Genomic DNA, 17,290 nt, shown 5'->3' with positions numbered 1-17,290 from the left:
GGGGAGAGCAGCGATGGGCGTCGAGGACGGCACCTACCAGGTCCTGCGAGCGCGGCTCGCCGACCGGGCCGCCGAACTGGGGCGACAGGTCTCGGAGTTGAACGGCCGTCGGCAGGAGGTCTTCGGCACCCGCGGCCTGGAGCTGGCGGGCTCGGCCCGGCTGCGCACCGCCGGGGAGGCGACCGCCTGCGGCCTGGTCGCGGTCCGGCCCGGCGTCCTGCTGCTGGGCACGTCCGCACCGGACCTGCCGGCCGGCCTGCTCTCGCTGCACGGCCCCGACGGCTCACCGCTGGAACCAACCGCCGTCCCGGGCCTGTTGGACGACGAGCGGTTCCACCGCGATCTGGCCGAACTGCTGCGCTACTTCCGGGGCTCCCGGCTGGTCGACCTGGTGCGCACCCCGGCGGGGCGGCTGCTGGCCGTCTTTCGCACCGGGGCGAACGAGGGCGACCTCCGGGTCCTGCGCTGGCAGGTGACGGACGACCGGGTCGAGTACCTGGACAACCACGGCGAGCGCGACCTGCCCCGGCCGGCGGCCTTCGAGCTGCCGTGGACCACGGCCGGGCGTGACCACCACGAGCAGGGCCGGATCAGGATCGAGGGCGGCGAGGGTGTGGTCTCGGTCGCCGCCACCGAGGGCAGCCTCACCGTCCGCTCGGTGCCCGACGGCCGGGTCCTGTTCGAGGAGACGGTGGACGACCCCTTGCAGAGCCTGGCCGACGCCACCGTGGCGTACGCCACGACCGGGCCGCTGCTGCTGCTCAGAGTCCGTCCCTACAACGAGTCCGCCGACCGCTGTCTGGTCGTCAACACCCGTACCGGCTCGGTGCGTCGGCAGGACTCGCTCGGGTACGGAGCCAGGCTGCTCCCGGCCGAGCAGGGCCTGCTCTTCCCCGGCGGGTACGAGCTGGCGGACGGCAGCCACCGGGCCTTCCGGAGCGGAGCCGCCCCCGGCGCCGAAGAACTGCACTTCGACGCGGTGCTCCCCTCGCCCAACGGTGAGGACCTGCTCTACATCCTGCGCCGACCCGGCCACGCCCAGGCGCTGCTGCTGCCGTGGAACACCGTCCGCCGGGAGGCCGGGGCCGCGCTGCACGGTGCGGGCTGCGCTCTGCTGCCCGACGGCACGCTGGTGCTGCTCAGGGCGGACCGCGAGCTCGTCCGGACCCATGAACTCCAGCTGTGGCGCACCCCGTTCCTCTCCGCCGAGTACGCCGCCGCCCAGCCGGTCGGCGACGGCCCGCTGGAGCGGATCGGCAACGCCGACCTGGTGCGCGGCATCGCGGACTGCCTCGACGTGGTCCGTACGGCGACCGCAGCGGCGAGCGAACAGGCCACCGCCGCCACGGCGTTGCTGCTGGACAGCTGCGCCAAGGTCGGTGACCGCCACTACTGGCTCGCCGAGGCCGGGCTGCTCGCGCCACTCACCGAGTTGCGCGGCGCCGCCGAGCAACTCACCGCCGAGCAGGCCCGGATCGGAGTGCTGGCCGCCCGGGCGGCCGAGGCGCTGGACCGGGCGGGCGAGGAGACTGCCACGCTGATCCGCCGCTCGGTGGGCGAGCCGCCCGCCGACGCGGCGGCCTGGACTGCTCTGCTGGCCGAGCTGCGCCGGGCCCAGGGCCGACTCCGAACCCTGCGCGAGCTGCCCAGGATCGACCTCGCCGAGCTGGATCAGCTGGAGGCGCAGCTCTCCGCCGAGCTGGCAACGGCGACCGAGCGGGCCTTCGCCTGGTTCGCCGGTCCGGACGCCTTCGCCGCCTCACTGGCCGCCGCCCTGGCGGCGGCCGAGACGGCTGCCGGGGTGGCGAGTGCGGCCGAGGCGGTGCAGCTCGCCGACCGGCTCGCCGGACAGGCGGACGCCCTGGCCGTGGTGACCGATCTGGTGACCGGCGCGGTGGCTGCCGATCCGGGCGCGGGCACCGCCGTGCTGCTCGCCATCGGCGAGGTGCTGGCCGCCGTCAACCGCGCCCGGGCCGTCCTGGAGACCCGTCGCCGCGCCCTGCTGGACGAGGAGTTGCGCGCCGCGTACGCCGCCGAATCCGCGCTGCTCGCCCAGGCGACCACGGCGGCGCTGGCCGCCGCTGCCACGCCCGCCGACTGCGACGGTCGGCTGGCCGGGCTACTGCTGCGGCTGGACGGAATGGAGGCCAGATTCGCCGAAGTTGCGGAGTTCGCCGATGAGTTGGCCGCGCGCCGGGAGGAGATCCGGCAGGCGTTCGCCACTCGCAGGCAGAGTCTGCTGGACCAGGCCGCCGCCCGGGTCGGCCGGAGTGCGGCTTCCGGGCAGCGAGCGCTGGAGGCGCTGCGCCGCCGACTCGCCGGGCTGGCCACCCAGGAGGACATCCACGCCGCAGCGGCCGCCGACCCGATGGCGCTGCGCGTCCGCGCCGCCGCCGACGAGCTGCGGACACTGGACGACCAGGCCGGCGCCCAGGAGTTGGCGGACGGCCTGGCCGGTGCCGTCCGGGCGGCCGTCCGGACCCTGCGGGACCGGGCCGACCTCGCCGAGGACGGCGGCGCGAGCGTCCGGTTCGGCCGGCACCGCTTCGCCGTACGGCGCGAGCCGGTCGAGCTGACGCTGCAACAGGACGGCGAGCAGCTGGTCTTCGCGGTCACCGGGACGGCCTACCGGCGGCCCGCCCCGGCCCCCGAGCTGCTCGCCGGGCGCGAGTTCTGGGCCCAGCCGCTGGTGAGCGAGTCGCCCGCGCTCTACCGCGCCGAGTACCTGGCCACCGGCCTGCTGGAGACGGCCACCGACGAACCGCTGCCGGACCAGGTCCGCCGCGCGGCGGAGCAGGCGTACGACGAAGGCTACGAGCGGGGCGTGCACGACCAGGACGCGGCACTCATCCTCGGCGCGTTGCTCCGACTGCGCGCCGGAGCAGGGCTGTTGGCCCACCCGCCCGGAGTACGGGCGGCCGCGCAGCTGTTCTGGGCGCACGGGGCGGACGAAGGGCGACGTGGTGCCTGGCAGCGCCGGGCCCGCTCGCTCGTACTGGCCCGCGACACCTTCGGGCCATCCGGTGCGCTGGCCGAGCTGGCGGTCGAACTGTCCGATGCGGCGAGGGAATTCTGCGAGGTCGGAGGTCTGCCCGTGGGCCCGCCGGTGGGCGGGTACCTGGTCGAGGAGCTCGCCGACGGGCGCGCGGGCTTCGCGGGCAGCGCCGCCGCCCGCACGCTGCTCGACGGATTCCGGCGCACGGCGGCGGCCCCGCAGCTCGCGGCCGACCTCACCGCGCTCGCCGGGGACCTCCCCGCCTGCCACCAACTCGCCACCGCCTGGTTGGGGTCCTACGCCGGGCCCGAGCCCGACGGCCTCGCCGAGGCGGTGGCCCGGCTCTGCGCCCCGGCCCTGCCGCGCTACGAACTCGACGTACCGCTCGGTGAGACGGTCGAGGGCCTGCTCGGCACCCACCCCCGGGTGCGGGACGGTCAGCTCACCGTGCGGATCGACGAACTGCCGCACAGGGCCCACGAGTTCAGGGAGAAGCGCGGCGCCGCCTTCCGGGCCTTCCAGCGACGGCGCACGGAGGTCCTCGCCGCCGAGCGGACCCGCCTGCGGCTGGACGACCACCACCCCCGCCCGCCGGCCGGGTTCGTCCGCAACCAGCTGATCAACGAGGTCTACCTCCCCCTGATCGGCGACAACCTGGCCAAGCAGCTCGGCACGCTCGGGGCCGGCCCCGACCGCAGCGGCCTGTTGCTGCTGCTCTCCCCGCCCGGCTACGGCAAGACCAGCCTGCTGGAGTACGTCGCCGACCGCCTGGGCCTGCTGATGGTCCGGATCGACGGCCCGGCGCTGGGTACCGGCACCACCTCACTGGACCCGGAGCGGGCTCCGGATGCCGCCGCCCGGCACGAGGTCGAGAAGATCGTCTTCGCGCTGGAGGCGGGTAGTGGCGTGCTGCTGCACCTGGACGACATCCAGCACGTCTCGGCCGAACTCCTGGAGAAGTTCCTCCCGTTGTGCGACGCCCAGCGCCGGATCGAGGCCGTCAGCGAGGGCCGGGCCCGCAGCTTCGATCTGCGCGGGCGCCGCTTCGCGGTCTGCCTGTCCGGCAACCCCTACACCGCGAGCGGCCGGCGGTTCCAGGTCCCCGACATGCTGGCCAACCGGGCCGACGTCTGGAGTCTCGGCGAAGTGCTGTCGGAGCGTCAGGAGTTGTTCGCGCTCTCCTTCCTGGAGAACGCGCTCGCCGCCAATCCGGTGCTCGCCCCGCTGGCCGGGGCCGAACCGGCCGAGCTGCGGCTGCTGGTCGCTCTGGCCGACGGCGACCCCGGCGCCCAGGCCGACCGACTCACCCGGCCGGTCCAGGACTTGGACCGGGTCCTGGCCACCCTGGCCCGGCTGCGCAGTGTCCAGCGCACCGTCCTGACCGTCAACCGCGCCTACATCGACTCCGCCGCTCAGCAGGAGAGCACCAGGATCGAGCCGCCGTTCCTGCTCCAGGGCTCCTACCGGACGATGGCCCGACTCGCCGCACGGGTCGACCCGGTGCTCAACGAGACCGAACTCGAGGCCCTGCTCGATGAGCACTACATCGCCGAGGCACGGACCCTCGGCAGCGCGGCCGAGGCCAACCTGCTCAAGCTCGCCCAGCTGCGCGGCAGGGCCACCGCCGAGCAGACCGCCCGCTGGCGGGCGCTGTGCGCGGGCTACCCCGCAGCGGACTGATCGGGCCACCCGAGCAGCCGCGCGCCGAAGGCCGCCGTCTCCAGGGTGTAGCGCTGGAGCGAATCGTCCGGATCCAGCCCGGTCAGCCGGACGATCCGGTCCAGCCGGTACGACAGCGCCCGGACGCTCAGCCCGAGCCGCCGCGCCGCCTCCGCCAGCACATAGCGCGAGTCGGCGTAGGCGGCCAGGGTCTCCAGCAGCGGCACCGCCCCGCCGCGCGCTTCGCGCAGCGGGCCGAGCACCCCGTTCACCAGCTCTTCCAGGGCGACCCGGTCCCGCAGCAGTACCGGCAGCACCAGCAGATCGGCAGCGGACAGCAGCTGCCCCGGCAGCCGGAGCCGGTTGGCCTGCTCCAGCGCGCTCCGGGCCTCCTCGTACGAGCGGACCGCCCCGCCCGGCCCGCTGTGCGGACGGCCGACCACCACCCGCCGACGCCCCGTCAGCTCCGCGAACGCCTGGATCGCCGCACCCTCGCCGGGGCCGGCGGGCAGGATGCAGACCAGCCGCCCGTGCTTCACGGCGAGCAGCACCTCCTGCTCGCCGAAGCGGCCGAGCAACTGCCGCTCCACCCCGCGCACCAAGGGGTCCTCGGGGTCGTAGCCGTCGCCGTCGGCGACCGCCACGATATGGGCGCAGGCCAGGTTGAGCCCGAAGCGCTCGGCGTGCTCGGCCAGCCGGCCCAGGTCGCTCCGGCTGCTCAGCAGGTCGGCGACGAACTCCCGCCGCCAGGCCTCCTCCTGGTGCAACTGCTCCCGGTAGGCCCGGCCGTGCCCGTCGGCGAGTGCGGCCACCGCCGCCCGCAGCGCGACCATGGCGGCCCCGTCCACCGGCTGCCCCGCCCAGACCCGCCCGCTTTCGGCCAGTTGCTCGTCGACCAGCTCGGCCAGCCCCCGCCCCGCCAGGGCACACCGGCCCCCGTACTCCCGCAGCGCCTCCAGCTCGTCCCGCCGCAGGCGCCGCCCGGTTCTGGCGACCTCCTCCAGCAGCCGTCCCCACCCGTCCGGGCCGGACGCCGCAGGCGACCCCGACGACGCTGTGACCGTGGCCATTTCGGCCCCTTCCCCCGTTCGGACAACGACGCGCCAGCGTACTCGCTGCCCCCCGGCGGCCCGCGTGGGCCGACCCACTCGAGGCTGCGGCTCCCGGCGATGGATGGCGGGTTTCTGACAGGTCGTTGCCCCGGGCCCGGGTGATCAGCACGATGGGCCGGTACGGATGAGTGCTGAAGGGGGACGGGGATGACCGGGGGCGTGGCCGAGAGACCGAAGGCCGAGGAGGGGGAACGCGCCGAACAGCGGGTCACCTGGGCGGAGTTGTTCTTCGACCTGGTGTGGGTCTTCGCCATCACCCAGATCGCGGTGGCGCTGGCACACGCGCACTCGCTGCTGGAGGTGGCGACCGCGATCATGCTGTTCCTGCCGCTCTGGATGGGCTGGGTCGGGGCGGCACTGCTCGGCAACGCGACGGGGGAGAGCCTCGACGGGGTGCACGGTCGGTTGCTGGTGTTCGCGCTGGCGGCCTGCGGGCTGGGCATGAGTGTGGCGGTGCCGGACGCCCTGGGGGACCGGGGTGTGCTGTTCGGGGTCTGCTACGTGCTGATGCGGCTGATCCTGTGGCAGCGGATGCGGCGCTGGCCGACCTTCGGCGGGCTGCGGATCGAGCCGTTCTCGGTCAGCCTGCTGGTGAGCGGCCCGCTGTTCCTGCTCGGCGCCTTCCTGGACAGCGGACCGCGCCAGGTCCTGTGGGCGGCGGGGGCGCTGATCGAGGTGCTGGGCACCACACTGCTGGGCAAGCGGCTGGACCGGGCCAGGTTCGAGACCTCCCATCTCCCGGAGCGGTTCGGCCTGTTCGTCATCATGGCGCTCGGCGAGACGGTGATCGCCTCCGGCGGACACGTCTCGGACGGCCACCTCGGTACGGTCGCCCTGCTCACCCTGGGAGTGGCGTTCGTACTGATCGTGCAGCTCTGGTGGGCCTACTTCCACTACAGCGCCCCGGCGGCCCGGCACAGCCTGGACGTCGACCCGGTGCAGGCCAGGATCGTCCGGGACGTGTTCAGCTACGCGCACCTGGCGTACGCGGTGGCCATCATCCTGATGGCGGTCGGGCTGGAGGAGCTGCTCGCGCACCCAGGTCAACATCCGCACGAAATACCGCAGTTCATGCTGGCGCCGGGAGCGGCGCTCTACCTGGCCGGGTTCTGTTACGCCCGCTGGCGGATGTTCGGCGCGGCCGCGGTGCCGCGTACGGCGGGCGCCCTGGCCTGTCTGGCCCTGGCCTCGGTCGCCTCGGCGCTGCCGCAGGCGGTCACGGCGGTGCTGGTGGTGCTGGTGCTCGGCGCGGTCAACGGGGTGGAGGCGTTCATCGTCGAGACCGGCCGCCCGCTGCTGCTGCTCCGGATGCCGGGCAGCCGGAGGGTCACGGAGTAGGGCTCGCGCCGAGCAGTGCCTCGCCGAGCGGGGTGCGCAGGTAGAGCACGGTGCGGCCGGTGCGGTGTGAGACGGCCAGGCCGGCCGCGCGGAGCGTGGTGAGGTGGTGCGAGACGGTGGGGGCCGGCATGCCGGTGCGGGCGGCGAGTTCGGTGGTGGAGGCGGGGGAGCCGAGCTCGGTCAGCAGGGTGGCCCGGGAGCGGCCGAGCAGGGCGGCCAGCGCGTCGGGTGCCCGGTCGCGGGGGCTCTCCCAGAGCGTGGCGATGCCGCGCGGCGGGTAGACCAGGCCGGGCTGACGGGGCGGGGTGCTCTGGGAGAAGACACCGGGCCAGACGAAGACGGTGGGGACCAGGACCAGACCCCGGCCGCCGTCCAGGGTGCGGGTGGCCTCGTAGAAGCGGTGCCTGACCCGGAGGGTGTCGTCGGACCAGCTGACCTGCGGGTGCAGCGCCTCGAAGAGTTCGGCGGCACCCCCGTGCGCCATCGACCGGGCGCGGTACAGGACTTCGCCCTCGACCAGGCGCTGGATCCGGCTCCAGTGCGGCCGGATGGCGACCTCCCAGTAGGCCCGGATCTGGTCGGCGAGCCGGGCCAGCCCGTCGGCGGGATCGCGGTGCAGGGCGGCCAGTGGGGTGGGCAGCGGGCCGGTGAGCAATTCCAGATCGGCCCGGACGGTCTCCGGCGGGGTGACCGCCAGCGCGGCCAACTCGTCGTCGAGGGAGGGGGATTCGGTCTGCGGGACGGGCGTGAGGAAGCTCGGGACGTAGTAGGTGGGGATCGGCACCAGGGCGAACAGCAGCGAGAGGTCCACCGCCGGGAGGGCGGCCCGGGTGTCGCGGGCCCAGCCGAGGTGCAGGGGTTTGCCGCCGGGGTCCTTGAGGGCCTCGATGCTGGTGACCACCTCCCAGAGCGGCGAGTGGCCGAACCGGGTCCGGGCCAGGTCCTGGGCGGAGAACTGCAGGCTGAGCACGGTCCGCCTCCGGACGATTCGAGCAGGATGAAATCTGTGGGCGGCCCGGGGCGGCGCTGGCAGGGTCGTCCCCGCGACCGGCACTCATTCCAGCAGACCGGTCCGCGTTCTGGATGAGGGGGCCGTCGGCCATGCGTACCTTGCGGAGATTCGGCCTGCCCCGGGTGGCGGGGAACGGCGGGCTGGTCGGTGCCAGCGTGATCGACAGCCTGGGCACCGGGCTGGTGCTGGCCTTCGTGCTGGTCTACTTCGCCCGCACCACCGAGCTCACGCTGCCGGTGATCGGCGGGGCACTCACGCTGGCCCGGCTGCTCGCGGTGCCGACGGCGGTGACGGTCGGTCCGCTGATCGACCGCTGGGGCCCGCGCAGGCTGGCGCTGGCGGGCAACCTGATCTCCGCGGTCGGCTACACGGGCTTCCTGTTCAGCCAGCAGGTCTGGCAGATCGTGGCGGCCGCCTGGCTGGCCCAGGTCGGCGCGGTGACCTACTGGACGTCGAGCACCGGACTGGTGGTGCTGGCGGCGGACGGGGCGGAGCGGCCGCGCTGGTTCGCGATGATCCACATGCTGCGCAACGTCGGTCTCGGGCTCGGCGGCGCTCTCGGCGCCTTCCTGGTCGGCATCGGCGGCACCGCCGGGCTGCGCGGGGTGGTGGCGGCCAACGCGGTCAGCTACCTGGTCGCCGTCCTGCTGCTGTGGCGCTGGCGCCCGGCGGTCCGGGCGGTACCGGGCAGGGCCCCGGCCGGGGGCGGCTACCGGACGGTGCTCCGGGACCGCCGCTACCTGCTGCTGGTGGCGATCAACGTCTGCTCCGTCTTCTCGGCGCTGATCCAGAGCCTGCTGGTGGCCGTCTACATCACCGAGGGCCTGCACCGCGAGGCCTGGATCGCCGGTGCGCTGCTGGTGCTGAACGGTGCTCAGGTCGCGCTCACCCAGACCCTGGTGAGCAAGTGGCTGGAGCGGTTCCGGCCGACCAGGGTGATCGCCGCCGCCTGCGGGATCAACGCGCTGGCCTTCGGCATCTTCGCGGTGCTGACCCGCACCCCGGGCTGGGCGGTGCCGGCCGGTCTCCTCCTGGCCATGCTGCTCTACACGCTGGCGGAGACCGCCGCGACACCGTTCGCCGAGGAACTGAGCGTCTCGCTCGCCCCCGAGCAGCTGCGCGGCCGCTACCTGGCGGTCTATCAACTCTCCTGGACCCTGGGCCAGACCGTGGCCCCCGGCCTGCTGACCCTGCTGCTCGCCGGGGGCGCGACTCGGCCGTGGCTCTTGCCCGGTACGGATGCTCCGTACCGGGCCCGCTGAGCGGTCGTCAGACCAGGACCAGCTCCTGCTCCGGCGCCTCGGCCTCGACGGCCGGCCGCGGGGCCCGCCGGGGCAGCGCGAAGACCAGCGCGAAGACCAGCAGCAGTCCGCCGGTCACCCACCACAGCGCGTGCTGGAAGGCGTTCACGAAGACCGGGCCCATCGCCTGGACGGCCGGGTCGGCCGCGTCCACCACGGTGAAGAACGCCACCGAGGAGAGCCCGAGGCCCATCGCGATGCCCAGCTGCTGGGTGGTGTTGATCAGCCCGGAGGCCGATCCGGAGTGCTCGCCCGGCACCTCGGAGAGCACCAGGTCGGTCAGCGGGGCGACGATCAGGCCCATCCCGAGACCCATCACCACCAGCGGCAGCGCCATCTGCCACGGCTCGATCCCGGTCCCGTACCGGCCCGCCCCGGCCAGGTAGAGCAGCGCCCCGGCCGCCATCACCAGCGCCCCGGCCTGCAGCACCCGCCGTCCGAACCTGGGCACCAGCATCTGCACCGACAGGCCCGCCGCCACCGACACCGCGAGCGAGAACGGCACCCCGGTCAGCCCGGCCCGCAGCGCGCTCCAGCCGAGGCCGAGCTGCATGTAGAGGGTCCACACCATGAAGAAGATGCCGGAGGCGATCCCGAAGCTCAGCTGCACCCCGATGCCCGCCGCGAAGCTCTTCACCCGGAACAGCGCCAGCTCCACCAGCGGCGAACCGTCCCGCCGGGTCTTGGCCTTCTCGTACGCCACGAACAGCACCAGCACCGGCAGGCTCAGCCCCATCGAGACGAAGCCCCAGACCGGCCAGCCCGACTCCCGGCCCTGGGTCAGCGGGTAGAGCAGCATCAGCAGCCCGGCCCCGGCCAGCAGCATCCCGACCAGGTCGAGCCGCAGCGCCTGCGGGGCCCGGGACTCGCCGACGTACTTCGCGCCCAGCAGCAGCCCGGCGATCCCGATCGGCAGGTTGACCAGGAAGATCGGCCGCCAGCCCAGGCCGAACAGGTCCCACTCCGTCAGCAGTGCGCCCAGCAGCGGCCCGAGCACCGCCCCGAGCCCGACCATCGCGCCGAACATCCCGAACACCTTGCCGCGCTCGTGCGCGGGGAAGGTGACGTGGATGATCGACAGCACCTGAGGCACCATCAGCGAGGCCGTCGCACCCTGCAGCACCCGGGCGGCGACCAGCATCTCCGGACTGCCGGCCAGCCCGCAGAGCGCGGAGGCCAGCGTGAAACCGGTGATCCCGACCAGGAACAGCCGCTTGCGGCCGTAGATGTCACCGAGCCGCCCGCCGGTGATCAGACCGATCGCGAAGGCCAGCGCGTACCCGGCGGTGATCCACTGGAGCGTGCTGTACGTCGCGCCCAGGTCCTGCTGGATGCTCGGCATGGCGATGTTGACGATGGTGACGTCGACCAGGTCCATCAGACTGGCCGTCATCACCACGGCGAGCGCCAGCCAGCGGCGGCGGTCGGGCAGGTCCGTGACGGGTGACATGAGGGGTGTACTCCTTCAGCTGGGAACGGACCGAAGGTAGCGGGCAACTAGGTCAGATCCTGACCGCTTGGTACGGCATGCTGGCCCGCATGACCGACACCCCCGCGAGGCTGCTCAGCCTGCTCTCGCTCCTCCAGACCCCGCGCGAGTGGCCAGGCAGCGAGCTGGCCGACCGCCTGCGGGTCAGCCCGCGCACCATCCGTCGGGACATCGAGCGGCTGCGCGACCTGGGCTACCCGGTGGAGGCCAGCAAGGGCGCGATCGGCGGCTACCGGCTGGTGGCCGGCGCCGCGATGCCGCCGCTGCTGCTGGACGACGAGGAGGCGGTGGCCATCGCGGTCGGCCTGCGGGCCGCCGCCGGGCAGGCGGTCGAGGGGATCGAGGAGGCCTCCGTACGGGCGCTGGCCAAGCTGGTCCAGGTGCTGCCCGCCCGGCTGAGCCACCGGGTCGGCTCGCTCAACGCGGCCACCGTCCCACTGGTCGGCGGCGGCCCCCGGGTCGACCCCGAGGTGCTCACCACGCTGGCCTCGGCCGCCGCCGGGCGGGAGAAGGTCCGGTTCCAGTACCGGGCCGGGGACGGCGCCGAGACCAGGCGGCTGGTCGAACCGCACCGCCTGGTCGCGACCGGCCGTCGCTGGTACCTGGTCGCCTTCGACAACGAACGGGACGACTGGCGGATCTTCCGGGTCGACCGGGTCCGCGCACCGGAGCCGACCGGGGCCCGCACCCTGCCCCGCGAGCTCCCGGCCGAGGACGCCGGCGCGTACGTCGCGGCCCGGCTGAGCAACCGCGCCCGCAGCTACACCGCCGTGGCCACCCTGCACGCCCCGCTCCACCGCCTCCAGGACCGCCTGGGTCACCCCGGCGACGAGGTCGAAGCCCTCGACCCCGACCGCACCCGCCTCCGCACCCGAGCCGACTCCCTGGAGTGGCTCGCCCTCCGCCTGGCGAGCCTCGGCTGCGAGTTCGAAGTCCACGAGCCCGCCGAACTCCGCAGCTACCTCCACGAACTGGCTGCCCGCGCCTCTCGCGCAGCTGCGCTGTAGGCAGGTCCTAAAGTTGCACTGTCCAGGGGCTCGGGGAACTGCGAGGAGATCTGGCGTGCGGGTCACTGCGAAAGTGCCTGACCATCTATGTACGGATCACCTTGCAAGGGCCGGCGTCGCAGTTCCCCGAGCCCCTGGACCGTAGAACCCGAGCTACTTGCCGAGCGCGGCCACGCCCGCCTGGGCGAACTTCTCGTCGAGGTCCCCGCTCGGCGCGCCCGCGACACCGATGCCCGCGATCGGTGCGCCCTGGTCGGCAACCGGAGCACCCCCGCCGAGGAACAGCGTGCCGGGGATGTCCTTCAGGTTCGGAGCCTGGGCGAGCCGCTTGACCAGCTCGGAGGTCGGCGCGTTCCAGGACACCGCGGTGAACGCCTTGCGCTCCGCCGACTCGTACGACTGCGGGCCGGCCCCGTCGCCGCGCAGGGTGACCAGGGTGTTCCCGTTCCGGTCCACCACCGCGACGGTGACCCGCTGGTTCTCCTGCTCGGCGGCGGCCAGCGCGGCCTGGGCGGCCTTGGTGGCGGCGGCGATGCTCAGGTGGGTGCTGGTGATCGTGTCGGACTTCTTCACGTCGGCGGCCGGCCGGGCCGCCGCGGTCTGCGGGGCGGCGGAGGCCGACAGTGCACCGAACGTGCCCGCCCCGACCGCTGCCAGGGCCACTGCGCCGGTCAGGACCCGGGTCCGAACGCTCATCTTCTGCATGGGAGTTGCTCCTCGTCGGATCGCCTTCGGAAGCCTGCGGCTCCCGCTCTGCTTCGATCCTCACCCGGCCGCACCCCCGACCCCGTCGACGCGACAGCCGACCCGGATATCAACCGATCGGCTGATACGACACCACCCACCCGGCGAGGGTGCGCAGTCGTGCCACCGGAGTCGGATACTGCTAGAGGGTGTCTAGGACCCCCGGGGCAAGCCGGGGCTCCGCATCAGCAGGGATGGACGTCATGCCCCAGAATCCCGAGAACCCCGAATTTCCCGAGGACTTCGACGACTTCGAGGAGGAGGCGGTGCCGGTCGTCCAGGAGGCGGTGGACGGCGAGCGGGTGGTCGCCGAGCACCTGGGCGACGACTACGAGCAGCTCAGGGAGCGCCGTTCGCTCGGCACCGATGCGGCGGACGACGCGGATGCTTCGGAGCAGGCCCGGGTGGTGGAGCTCGACGAAGACGAGTACCGCTAATCGGATAAAGGCTTAGAATCCGGGCATAACTGCCTGGCGTCCGGATCGCCGCGCACACCGGCGGGGCGATCGTTCGCCGAACGGAGGTCGACGATGACCAAGCGATCCACGGGCAAGATGACCAAGCTCCGCCGCGGCACCCAGGAGCTGCTGCAACGCCGCGGCATGGTGGCCGATCCGGGACCGCAGCCACCGATGATGGCCGGTCACGCGATGGGCGCCGACTCCGGCCCCCGGCTCGGTGACGCCGCCTTCAGCCACGGCGGCCGCCGCTCGTTCGCTGCCCCGGCGATGCAGGGCGGCCCGGCCCACCACGCCGAGCTGCCCGGCCACCGGCACCGGGGCGCCGAGAAGCACTCCGCCCACTGAGCCGAGCGGGGCGGGCGTTCCGGTGATCCGGGCGCCCGCCCCGGTGCGTGCCCGGGTACGGGAGAGTGGGGGCGACACGTCGTCTGCCTGAGGAGAGTGCATGTCCGAGGAGAGCAAGACCCTGCAGCCCCGCGACCAGTGGCTGGCCTCGCTGCCCCGGGTGTACGCGGCGGCGGGCTGTCTGATCCGCGACCCGGCGGGCCGGGTGCTGATCGTGAAGGCGGGCTACCGCCCCGACTGGCAGTTCGTCGGTGGCACGGTGGACCGGGGTGAGGACGCCGCCCAGTGCGCGAGCCGGGAGCTGCTGGAGGAGACCGGCCTGGTGGGGCAGGCCGGACCGCTGCTCACGGTGGCCTGGACCCACCCGACCGAGGACCTCGCACACCCGGCCGTGCACTTCCTGTTCGACTTCGGCACCATCCCCGCCGACAGCCCGATCACCCTCCCGGCGGGCGAGCTGGACGACTACCGCTGGGTCACCGTCGAGGAGGCGTACACCCTGCTCGGCGCGACCCGGGCGCCCCGGCTGGAGGGTGGCCTGGCCGCCCTGGCGGACGGCCGGACCAGGATGGTCACCACCCCCGCCGGCGGCTTCTGACGTACGGTCAGGCCTTGCGCCAGACGTAGGCGGCGGAGACCGGGATGCCCCGGAACCGGGACCACTTGGGCTTCAGCGCGATCCACTCGTCGCCGACCGTGCCCTCCCGCATCTCGGCCAGCTGCCACCCCTCGGCCAGTGCGGCCGTGAGGTGGTCGCTGACCAGGTGCAGGTGGGTGTCGATGGCGAGGTCCTCACCCCCGTCGGTGGTGAAGTGGGTGGGCATCCCGGCCGCCATGATGAACTGCGGGTGCAGGCCGACCAGGACGCACAGCCCGCCGGGGGCGGCCAGCCGGTACGCCTCCCGGTAGAACGGGGTGAGGTCGGCCAGGTGCTCGTCCACCAGTGAGGAGATCACCAACCCGTACCCGCCGTCCGGCAGCCCGGTGGCGGCCAGGTCGGCCTCCACCAGCCTGTCGTGTGCGCCCTTGGCGCCGGCCAGGGCGAGCATCTCGGGAGTGAGGTCGACTCCGTCCACCGCGCCGACGCCCTGGGCGCGCAGCCACACCCCGGTCCGCCCCGTCCCGCACCCGAGGTCGGCGGCCCGCCCGGCCGATGCCCAGTCGGGCACCGTCAGCCGGTCCAGCACCGCGAGGTCCATCAGGTCCTCGACGGTCCGCTCGTAGCTGCCGACCCACTGTCCGTATCCCGTCCGGACATCCACCATCGGATAGCCACGGGAGTCAAAATCCGCGAATTGCGCCATGCCTCGCAGTGTCCACGCCCCGGCCGCCCGGCGGCCAGCCATTAAAACGCCAGGCCGCCGGAGCCCCGGAACAGCCAGAGTTCCCGGCCGAGCGAGTCCACGCAGCTGACCTGCCGGAAGCGGTCGTCCCCGGCGGTCAGGAAGCCCTGGGCGACGCCGGTCAGCACCTCCTGCGCCACCGGGTCGGACCGGCTCCAGGCGCCGGTCAGCAGCAGGGTCTTGTCGACCAGTTCGGCCCGCTGGATCCGGGCCACGGCGGCGGTCAGCAGCGCGGCGTTGACCTCCTCCAGCTCGGCGGGGGAGAGGTAGGTCTCGGCGAGCCGGACCGGCCCGGTCGCGGCCGCGGCGGCCAGCCGGCGGCGGAGCTCGGGCAGTGCGTAGTGCCGGACGGCGGCCGCCGAGTCCTCGACCGCGACCAGCCAGCGCGGTCCGGGCGAGACCTCCCAGCAGATCTCGCCGTCCACCGGCATCAGCTCGCCGATCCGGGCGTGCCAGAGCTCGGCCCCGGTCGGGGCGTTCGGGTCGGGGCGCTCGCCCGGGCCCGGCCAGTCCGCCTTGGCGGTCAGGCTGAGCGTGACGGTGTAGCGCAGTGCGTACTCGTCCTGACCGATCGGCTGTACGCCGAGCAGGGCCCAGTGGTCGGGGGCGGGGAGGCCGAACGAGCCGCGCTGGTCGGTCAGCCCCAGCGCCCGCAGGGCGGGAGCGAAGTGCTCGCGCATCCCCTCGGCGAAGAGTTCCTGAGCAGCGGTCATCGCGGCGTCCTCAGTGGTGGGTGGCGGCGGAGGCGCGCTGGGAAGGCGTTCCGCTTCGTGTACCACCAAGTTATGTCGGGGACAGAGCTACCCGCTGCGGGCTAACGGCCGCAGCCAGGGGGTCTTTGGACCTGCCCGGGTATGCCGCATGATGTGGCGGGTGCACAGTCCCGAACCCCCGGCCCCCGACCTCGCCGAAGCCGTCCGTGCGGCGCAGCGCGGCGACGAGGACGCCTTCCGGCTGCTCTTCCGGACCGTCCAGCCCGGCCTGCTGCGCTATCTGCGGGTGCTGGTCGGCGGCGGCCCCGAGGACGCCGAGGACATCGCCTCCGAAGCCTGGCTGCAGATCGCCCGTGACCTGGGCAGCTTCCAGGGGGACGCGGACGGCTTCCGGGGCTGGGCGGCGACGGTCGCCCGGAACCGGGCGATGGACCACCTGCGACGGGTCCGCCGACGCCCGGTCGCCGACCTGCCGGTCGAGTACCTGGCCGAGCTGGCGGCGGCCGAGGACACCGCGGGCAGCGCGGTGGCCCTGGTCTCCACCGGCGACGCGCTCGCGCTGATATCCAGGCTCCCGCCGGACCAGGCCGAGGCGGTGCTGCTCCGGGTGGTGGTCGGGCTGGACGCGGCGGGGGCGGCCCAGGTGCTCGGCAAGCGGGCGGGTGCGGTCCGGATGGCCTCGCACCGTGGCCTGCGGCGGCTCGCCAAACTGCTGGAGCAGAGCGGTGGCCGGTCGACCGGCATTCCCGCGCAGCAGACCCCCGGGACCGCCGCCGAAAAGAACTCTCCGCAGGGTGTGACAGCAGGCCGGTCCGCGACGCTGAAGGACATGAGATGAGCACCAACCGATCCCGGCGGATCGACCGGGCTACCGCCGAGCAACTGCTCGCCGGTGCCCCGGGCGACCTGTCGGCCGGTCAGGACCGGCTCGCCGGCCGTACGGTCCCCAGTGACCACGCGGCCCTCGCCGGGCTGATCGCCTCCGCTGCTACCCCCGGAGCAGGCGGCGGCGAACTGCCCGGCGAGATGGCGGCCCTGACGGCGTTTCGGACGGTGCGGGACCAGCCGGCCCCGGCACCCCGGAGACGGACCACGATGGCAGCCGCCGCAACCGCGCGGGCCCGGGCGTTCAGCGCAAAGGCTCTGCTCGCCGCAGGCGTGGCCACCGCGCTCGGCGGCGTCGCGGTCGCGGCGACCACCGGCGGCCTGAGCCATCTGCCGGGCGGTCTCGGCGGCGGTCCGCAGGCGCAGGCGTCGGCGAGCGTGCTCCCGAGTGCGTCCGTGCCCCGGACCGAGGCTCCGACCGGGCAACCGTTCGGCCGGTCGTCCGCCGGTGCCTCGGCCGCCAAGTCCAAGTCCGCCCGGCCCGAGCCGAGCCGCAGCGACCCGGCCAGCCCGGCGGCGCCGAGCGGTACGGCCACCCCGCCCGGTACCGCTCCGGGCGCCGTGGTCGCCCCGGCCGAGCTGGAGCGGCTCTGCCGGACCTTCGGTGACCGGCTGCTGGCCGGTGACCGGGCCAAGGCTCTGGTCGGCGATCCGGCCTTCGCCCCGCTGGTCGACGCGGCGGGCGAGTCCGACGTCTCGGAGTACTGCGCCCGGCTGCTCGGCGCCCCGGTCGCCGGGGGCAAGTCCCCGGGCGGCCGCAGCGGTAAGACCGACTCGCCGACCGCCCACCCGACCCGCGAGGGTGCGGACGGAGCCGCCCAGCGGTGACCCGGGACTCCGGACGGACCACGACCCGGACCGGCTGCCCGTTCGGGAGCAGCCGCTA

15 protein-coding genes are annotated in these 17,290 nt (G+C 73.9%); 9 read left to right on the top strand and 6 right to left on the bottom strand.

Features of this window, described 5'->3' with window-relative positions; all coding sequences use genetic code 11:
* The first annotated feature begins 13 nt into the window (after nt 1-13).
* On the top strand, nt 14-4,675 hold the full coding sequence (locus tag ACXJMZ_RS23245) for a DNA repair ATPase (RefSeq protein WP_457031984.1): 4,662 nt from the start codon (nt 14-16) through the stop codon (nt 4,673-4,675).
* Here ACXJMZ_RS23245 and ACXJMZ_RS23240 read toward each other — a convergent pair.
* A complete protein-coding gene (locus ACXJMZ_RS23240) occupies nt 4,657-5,724 on the bottom strand; it encodes a PucR family transcriptional regulator (RefSeq protein WP_457031983.1) in 1,068 nt (355 codons plus the stop codon). The genes ACXJMZ_RS23245 and ACXJMZ_RS23240 overlap by 19 nt on opposite strands.
* Before the next feature lie 201 nt (nt 5,725-5,925).
* Here ACXJMZ_RS23240 and ACXJMZ_RS23235 point away from each other — a divergent pair, with 201 nt between their 5' ends.
* Nucleotides 5,926-7,104: a low temperature requirement protein A gene (locus ACXJMZ_RS23235; RefSeq protein WP_457031982.1), complete on the top strand. Its 1,179-nt coding sequence runs from the start codon at nt 5,926-5,928 to the stop codon at nt 7,102-7,104.
* Here the strand turns inward: ACXJMZ_RS23235 and ACXJMZ_RS23230 are convergent.
* The gene (locus ACXJMZ_RS23230; RefSeq protein ID WP_457031981.1) at nt 7,094-8,074 is read right to left on the bottom strand and encodes a DUF5937 family protein; all 981 of its coding nucleotides are present in this window, start codon (nt 8,072-8,074) and stop codon (nt 7,094-7,096) included. The genes ACXJMZ_RS23235 and ACXJMZ_RS23230 overlap by 11 nt on opposite strands.
* Before the next feature lie 131 nt (nt 8,075-8,205).
* Between ACXJMZ_RS23230 and ACXJMZ_RS23225 the strand changes: the two genes are divergently transcribed.
* Entirely contained in the window at nt 8,206-9,378 is a 1,173-nt protein-coding gene (locus tag ACXJMZ_RS23225) for an MFS transporter (protein ID WP_457031980.1), read from the top strand.
* A 7-nt stretch (nt 9,379-9,385) separates the two neighbouring features.
* On the opposite strand, the gene ACXJMZ_RS23220 is transcribed toward ACXJMZ_RS23225, so the two are convergent.
* Nucleotides 9,386-10,867, bottom strand: coding sequence for an MFS transporter (locus tag ACXJMZ_RS23220; RefSeq protein WP_457031979.1), 1,482 nt, complete (start codon nt 10,865-10,867; stop codon nt 9,386-9,388).
* Nucleotides 10,868-10,956: 89 nt separating this feature from the next.
* Between ACXJMZ_RS23220 and ACXJMZ_RS23215 the strand changes: the two genes are divergently transcribed.
* Nucleotides 10,957-11,913, top strand: coding sequence for a helix-turn-helix transcriptional regulator (locus tag ACXJMZ_RS23215; RefSeq protein ID WP_457031978.1), 957 nt, complete (start codon nt 10,957-10,959; stop codon nt 11,911-11,913).
* Between the two features lie 153 nt (nt 11,914-12,066).
* Here the strand turns inward: ACXJMZ_RS23215 and ACXJMZ_RS23210 are convergent, their stop codons facing one another.
* The gene (locus ACXJMZ_RS23210) at nt 12,067-12,618 is read right to left on the bottom strand and encodes a GlcG/HbpS family heme-binding protein (RefSeq protein ID WP_457031977.1); all 552 of its coding nucleotides are present in this window, start codon (nt 12,616-12,618) and stop codon (nt 12,067-12,069) included.
* Between the two features lie 242 nt (nt 12,619-12,860).
* On the opposite strand from ACXJMZ_RS23210, the gene ACXJMZ_RS23205 reads away from it, so the two are divergent.
* The 3 genes from ACXJMZ_RS23205 (at nt 12,861) to ACXJMZ_RS23195 (ending at nt 14,061) form a co-directional block, all read left to right on the top strand.
* The gene (locus ACXJMZ_RS23205) at nt 12,861-13,094 is read left to right on the top strand and encodes a hypothetical protein (RefSeq protein WP_457031976.1); all 234 of its coding nucleotides are present in this window, start codon (nt 12,861-12,863) and stop codon (nt 13,092-13,094) included.
* Between the two features lie 93 nt (nt 13,095-13,187).
* Nucleotides 13,188-13,463 (top strand): hypothetical protein, encoded by a 276-nt coding sequence (locus ACXJMZ_RS23200; protein ID WP_057231954.1) that lies wholly within the window; start codon nt 13,188-13,190, stop codon nt 13,461-13,463.
* Nucleotides 13,464-13,563: 100 nt separating this feature from the next.
* Nucleotides 13,564-14,061: an NUDIX domain-containing protein gene (locus ACXJMZ_RS23195; RefSeq protein WP_457031975.1), complete on the top strand. Its 498-nt coding sequence runs from the start codon at nt 13,564-13,566 to the stop codon at nt 14,059-14,061.
* Nucleotides 14,062-14,068: 7 nt separating this feature from the next.
* Here the strand turns inward: ACXJMZ_RS23195 and ACXJMZ_RS23190 are convergent, their stop codons facing one another.
* Together ACXJMZ_RS23190 and ACXJMZ_RS23185 are read right to left on the bottom strand one after the other, a co-directional pair.
* Nucleotides 14,069-14,767 carry a class I SAM-dependent DNA methyltransferase gene (locus ACXJMZ_RS23190; RefSeq protein ID WP_457031974.1) on the bottom strand — a complete coding sequence of 233 codons (699 nt, stop codon included), beginning with the start codon at nt 14,765-14,767 and terminating at the stop codon, nt 14,069-14,071.
* Between the two features lie 41 nt (nt 14,768-14,808).
* Entirely contained in the window at nt 14,809-15,519 is a 711-nt protein-coding gene (locus tag ACXJMZ_RS23185) for a hypothetical protein (RefSeq protein ID WP_457031973.1), read from the bottom strand.
* Nucleotides 15,520-15,679: 160 nt separating this feature from the next.
* On the opposite strand from ACXJMZ_RS23185, the gene ACXJMZ_RS23180 reads away from it, so the two are divergent.
* Both ACXJMZ_RS23180 and ACXJMZ_RS23175 read left to right on the top strand, forming a co-directional pair.
* A complete protein-coding gene (locus ACXJMZ_RS23180; RefSeq protein WP_457031972.1) occupies nt 15,680-16,357 on the top strand; it encodes an RNA polymerase sigma factor in 678 nt (225 codons plus the stop codon).
* Complete coding sequence (locus ACXJMZ_RS23175) at nt 16,354-17,232, top strand: hypothetical protein (protein ID WP_457031971.1); 879 nt, start codon at nt 16,354-16,356, stop codon at nt 17,230-17,232. Before ACXJMZ_RS23180 ends, ACXJMZ_RS23175 begins: the two co-directional genes overlap by 4 nt.
* The last annotated feature ends 58 nt before the right edge of the window (nt 17,233-17,290 follow it).

The sequence above is a fragment of the Kitasatospora sp. P5_F3 genome (assembly GCF_054049135.1).
The sequence above is the reverse complement of the archived record's forward strand: the minus strand, read 5'-3'. Positions and strand labels throughout refer to the sequence as shown.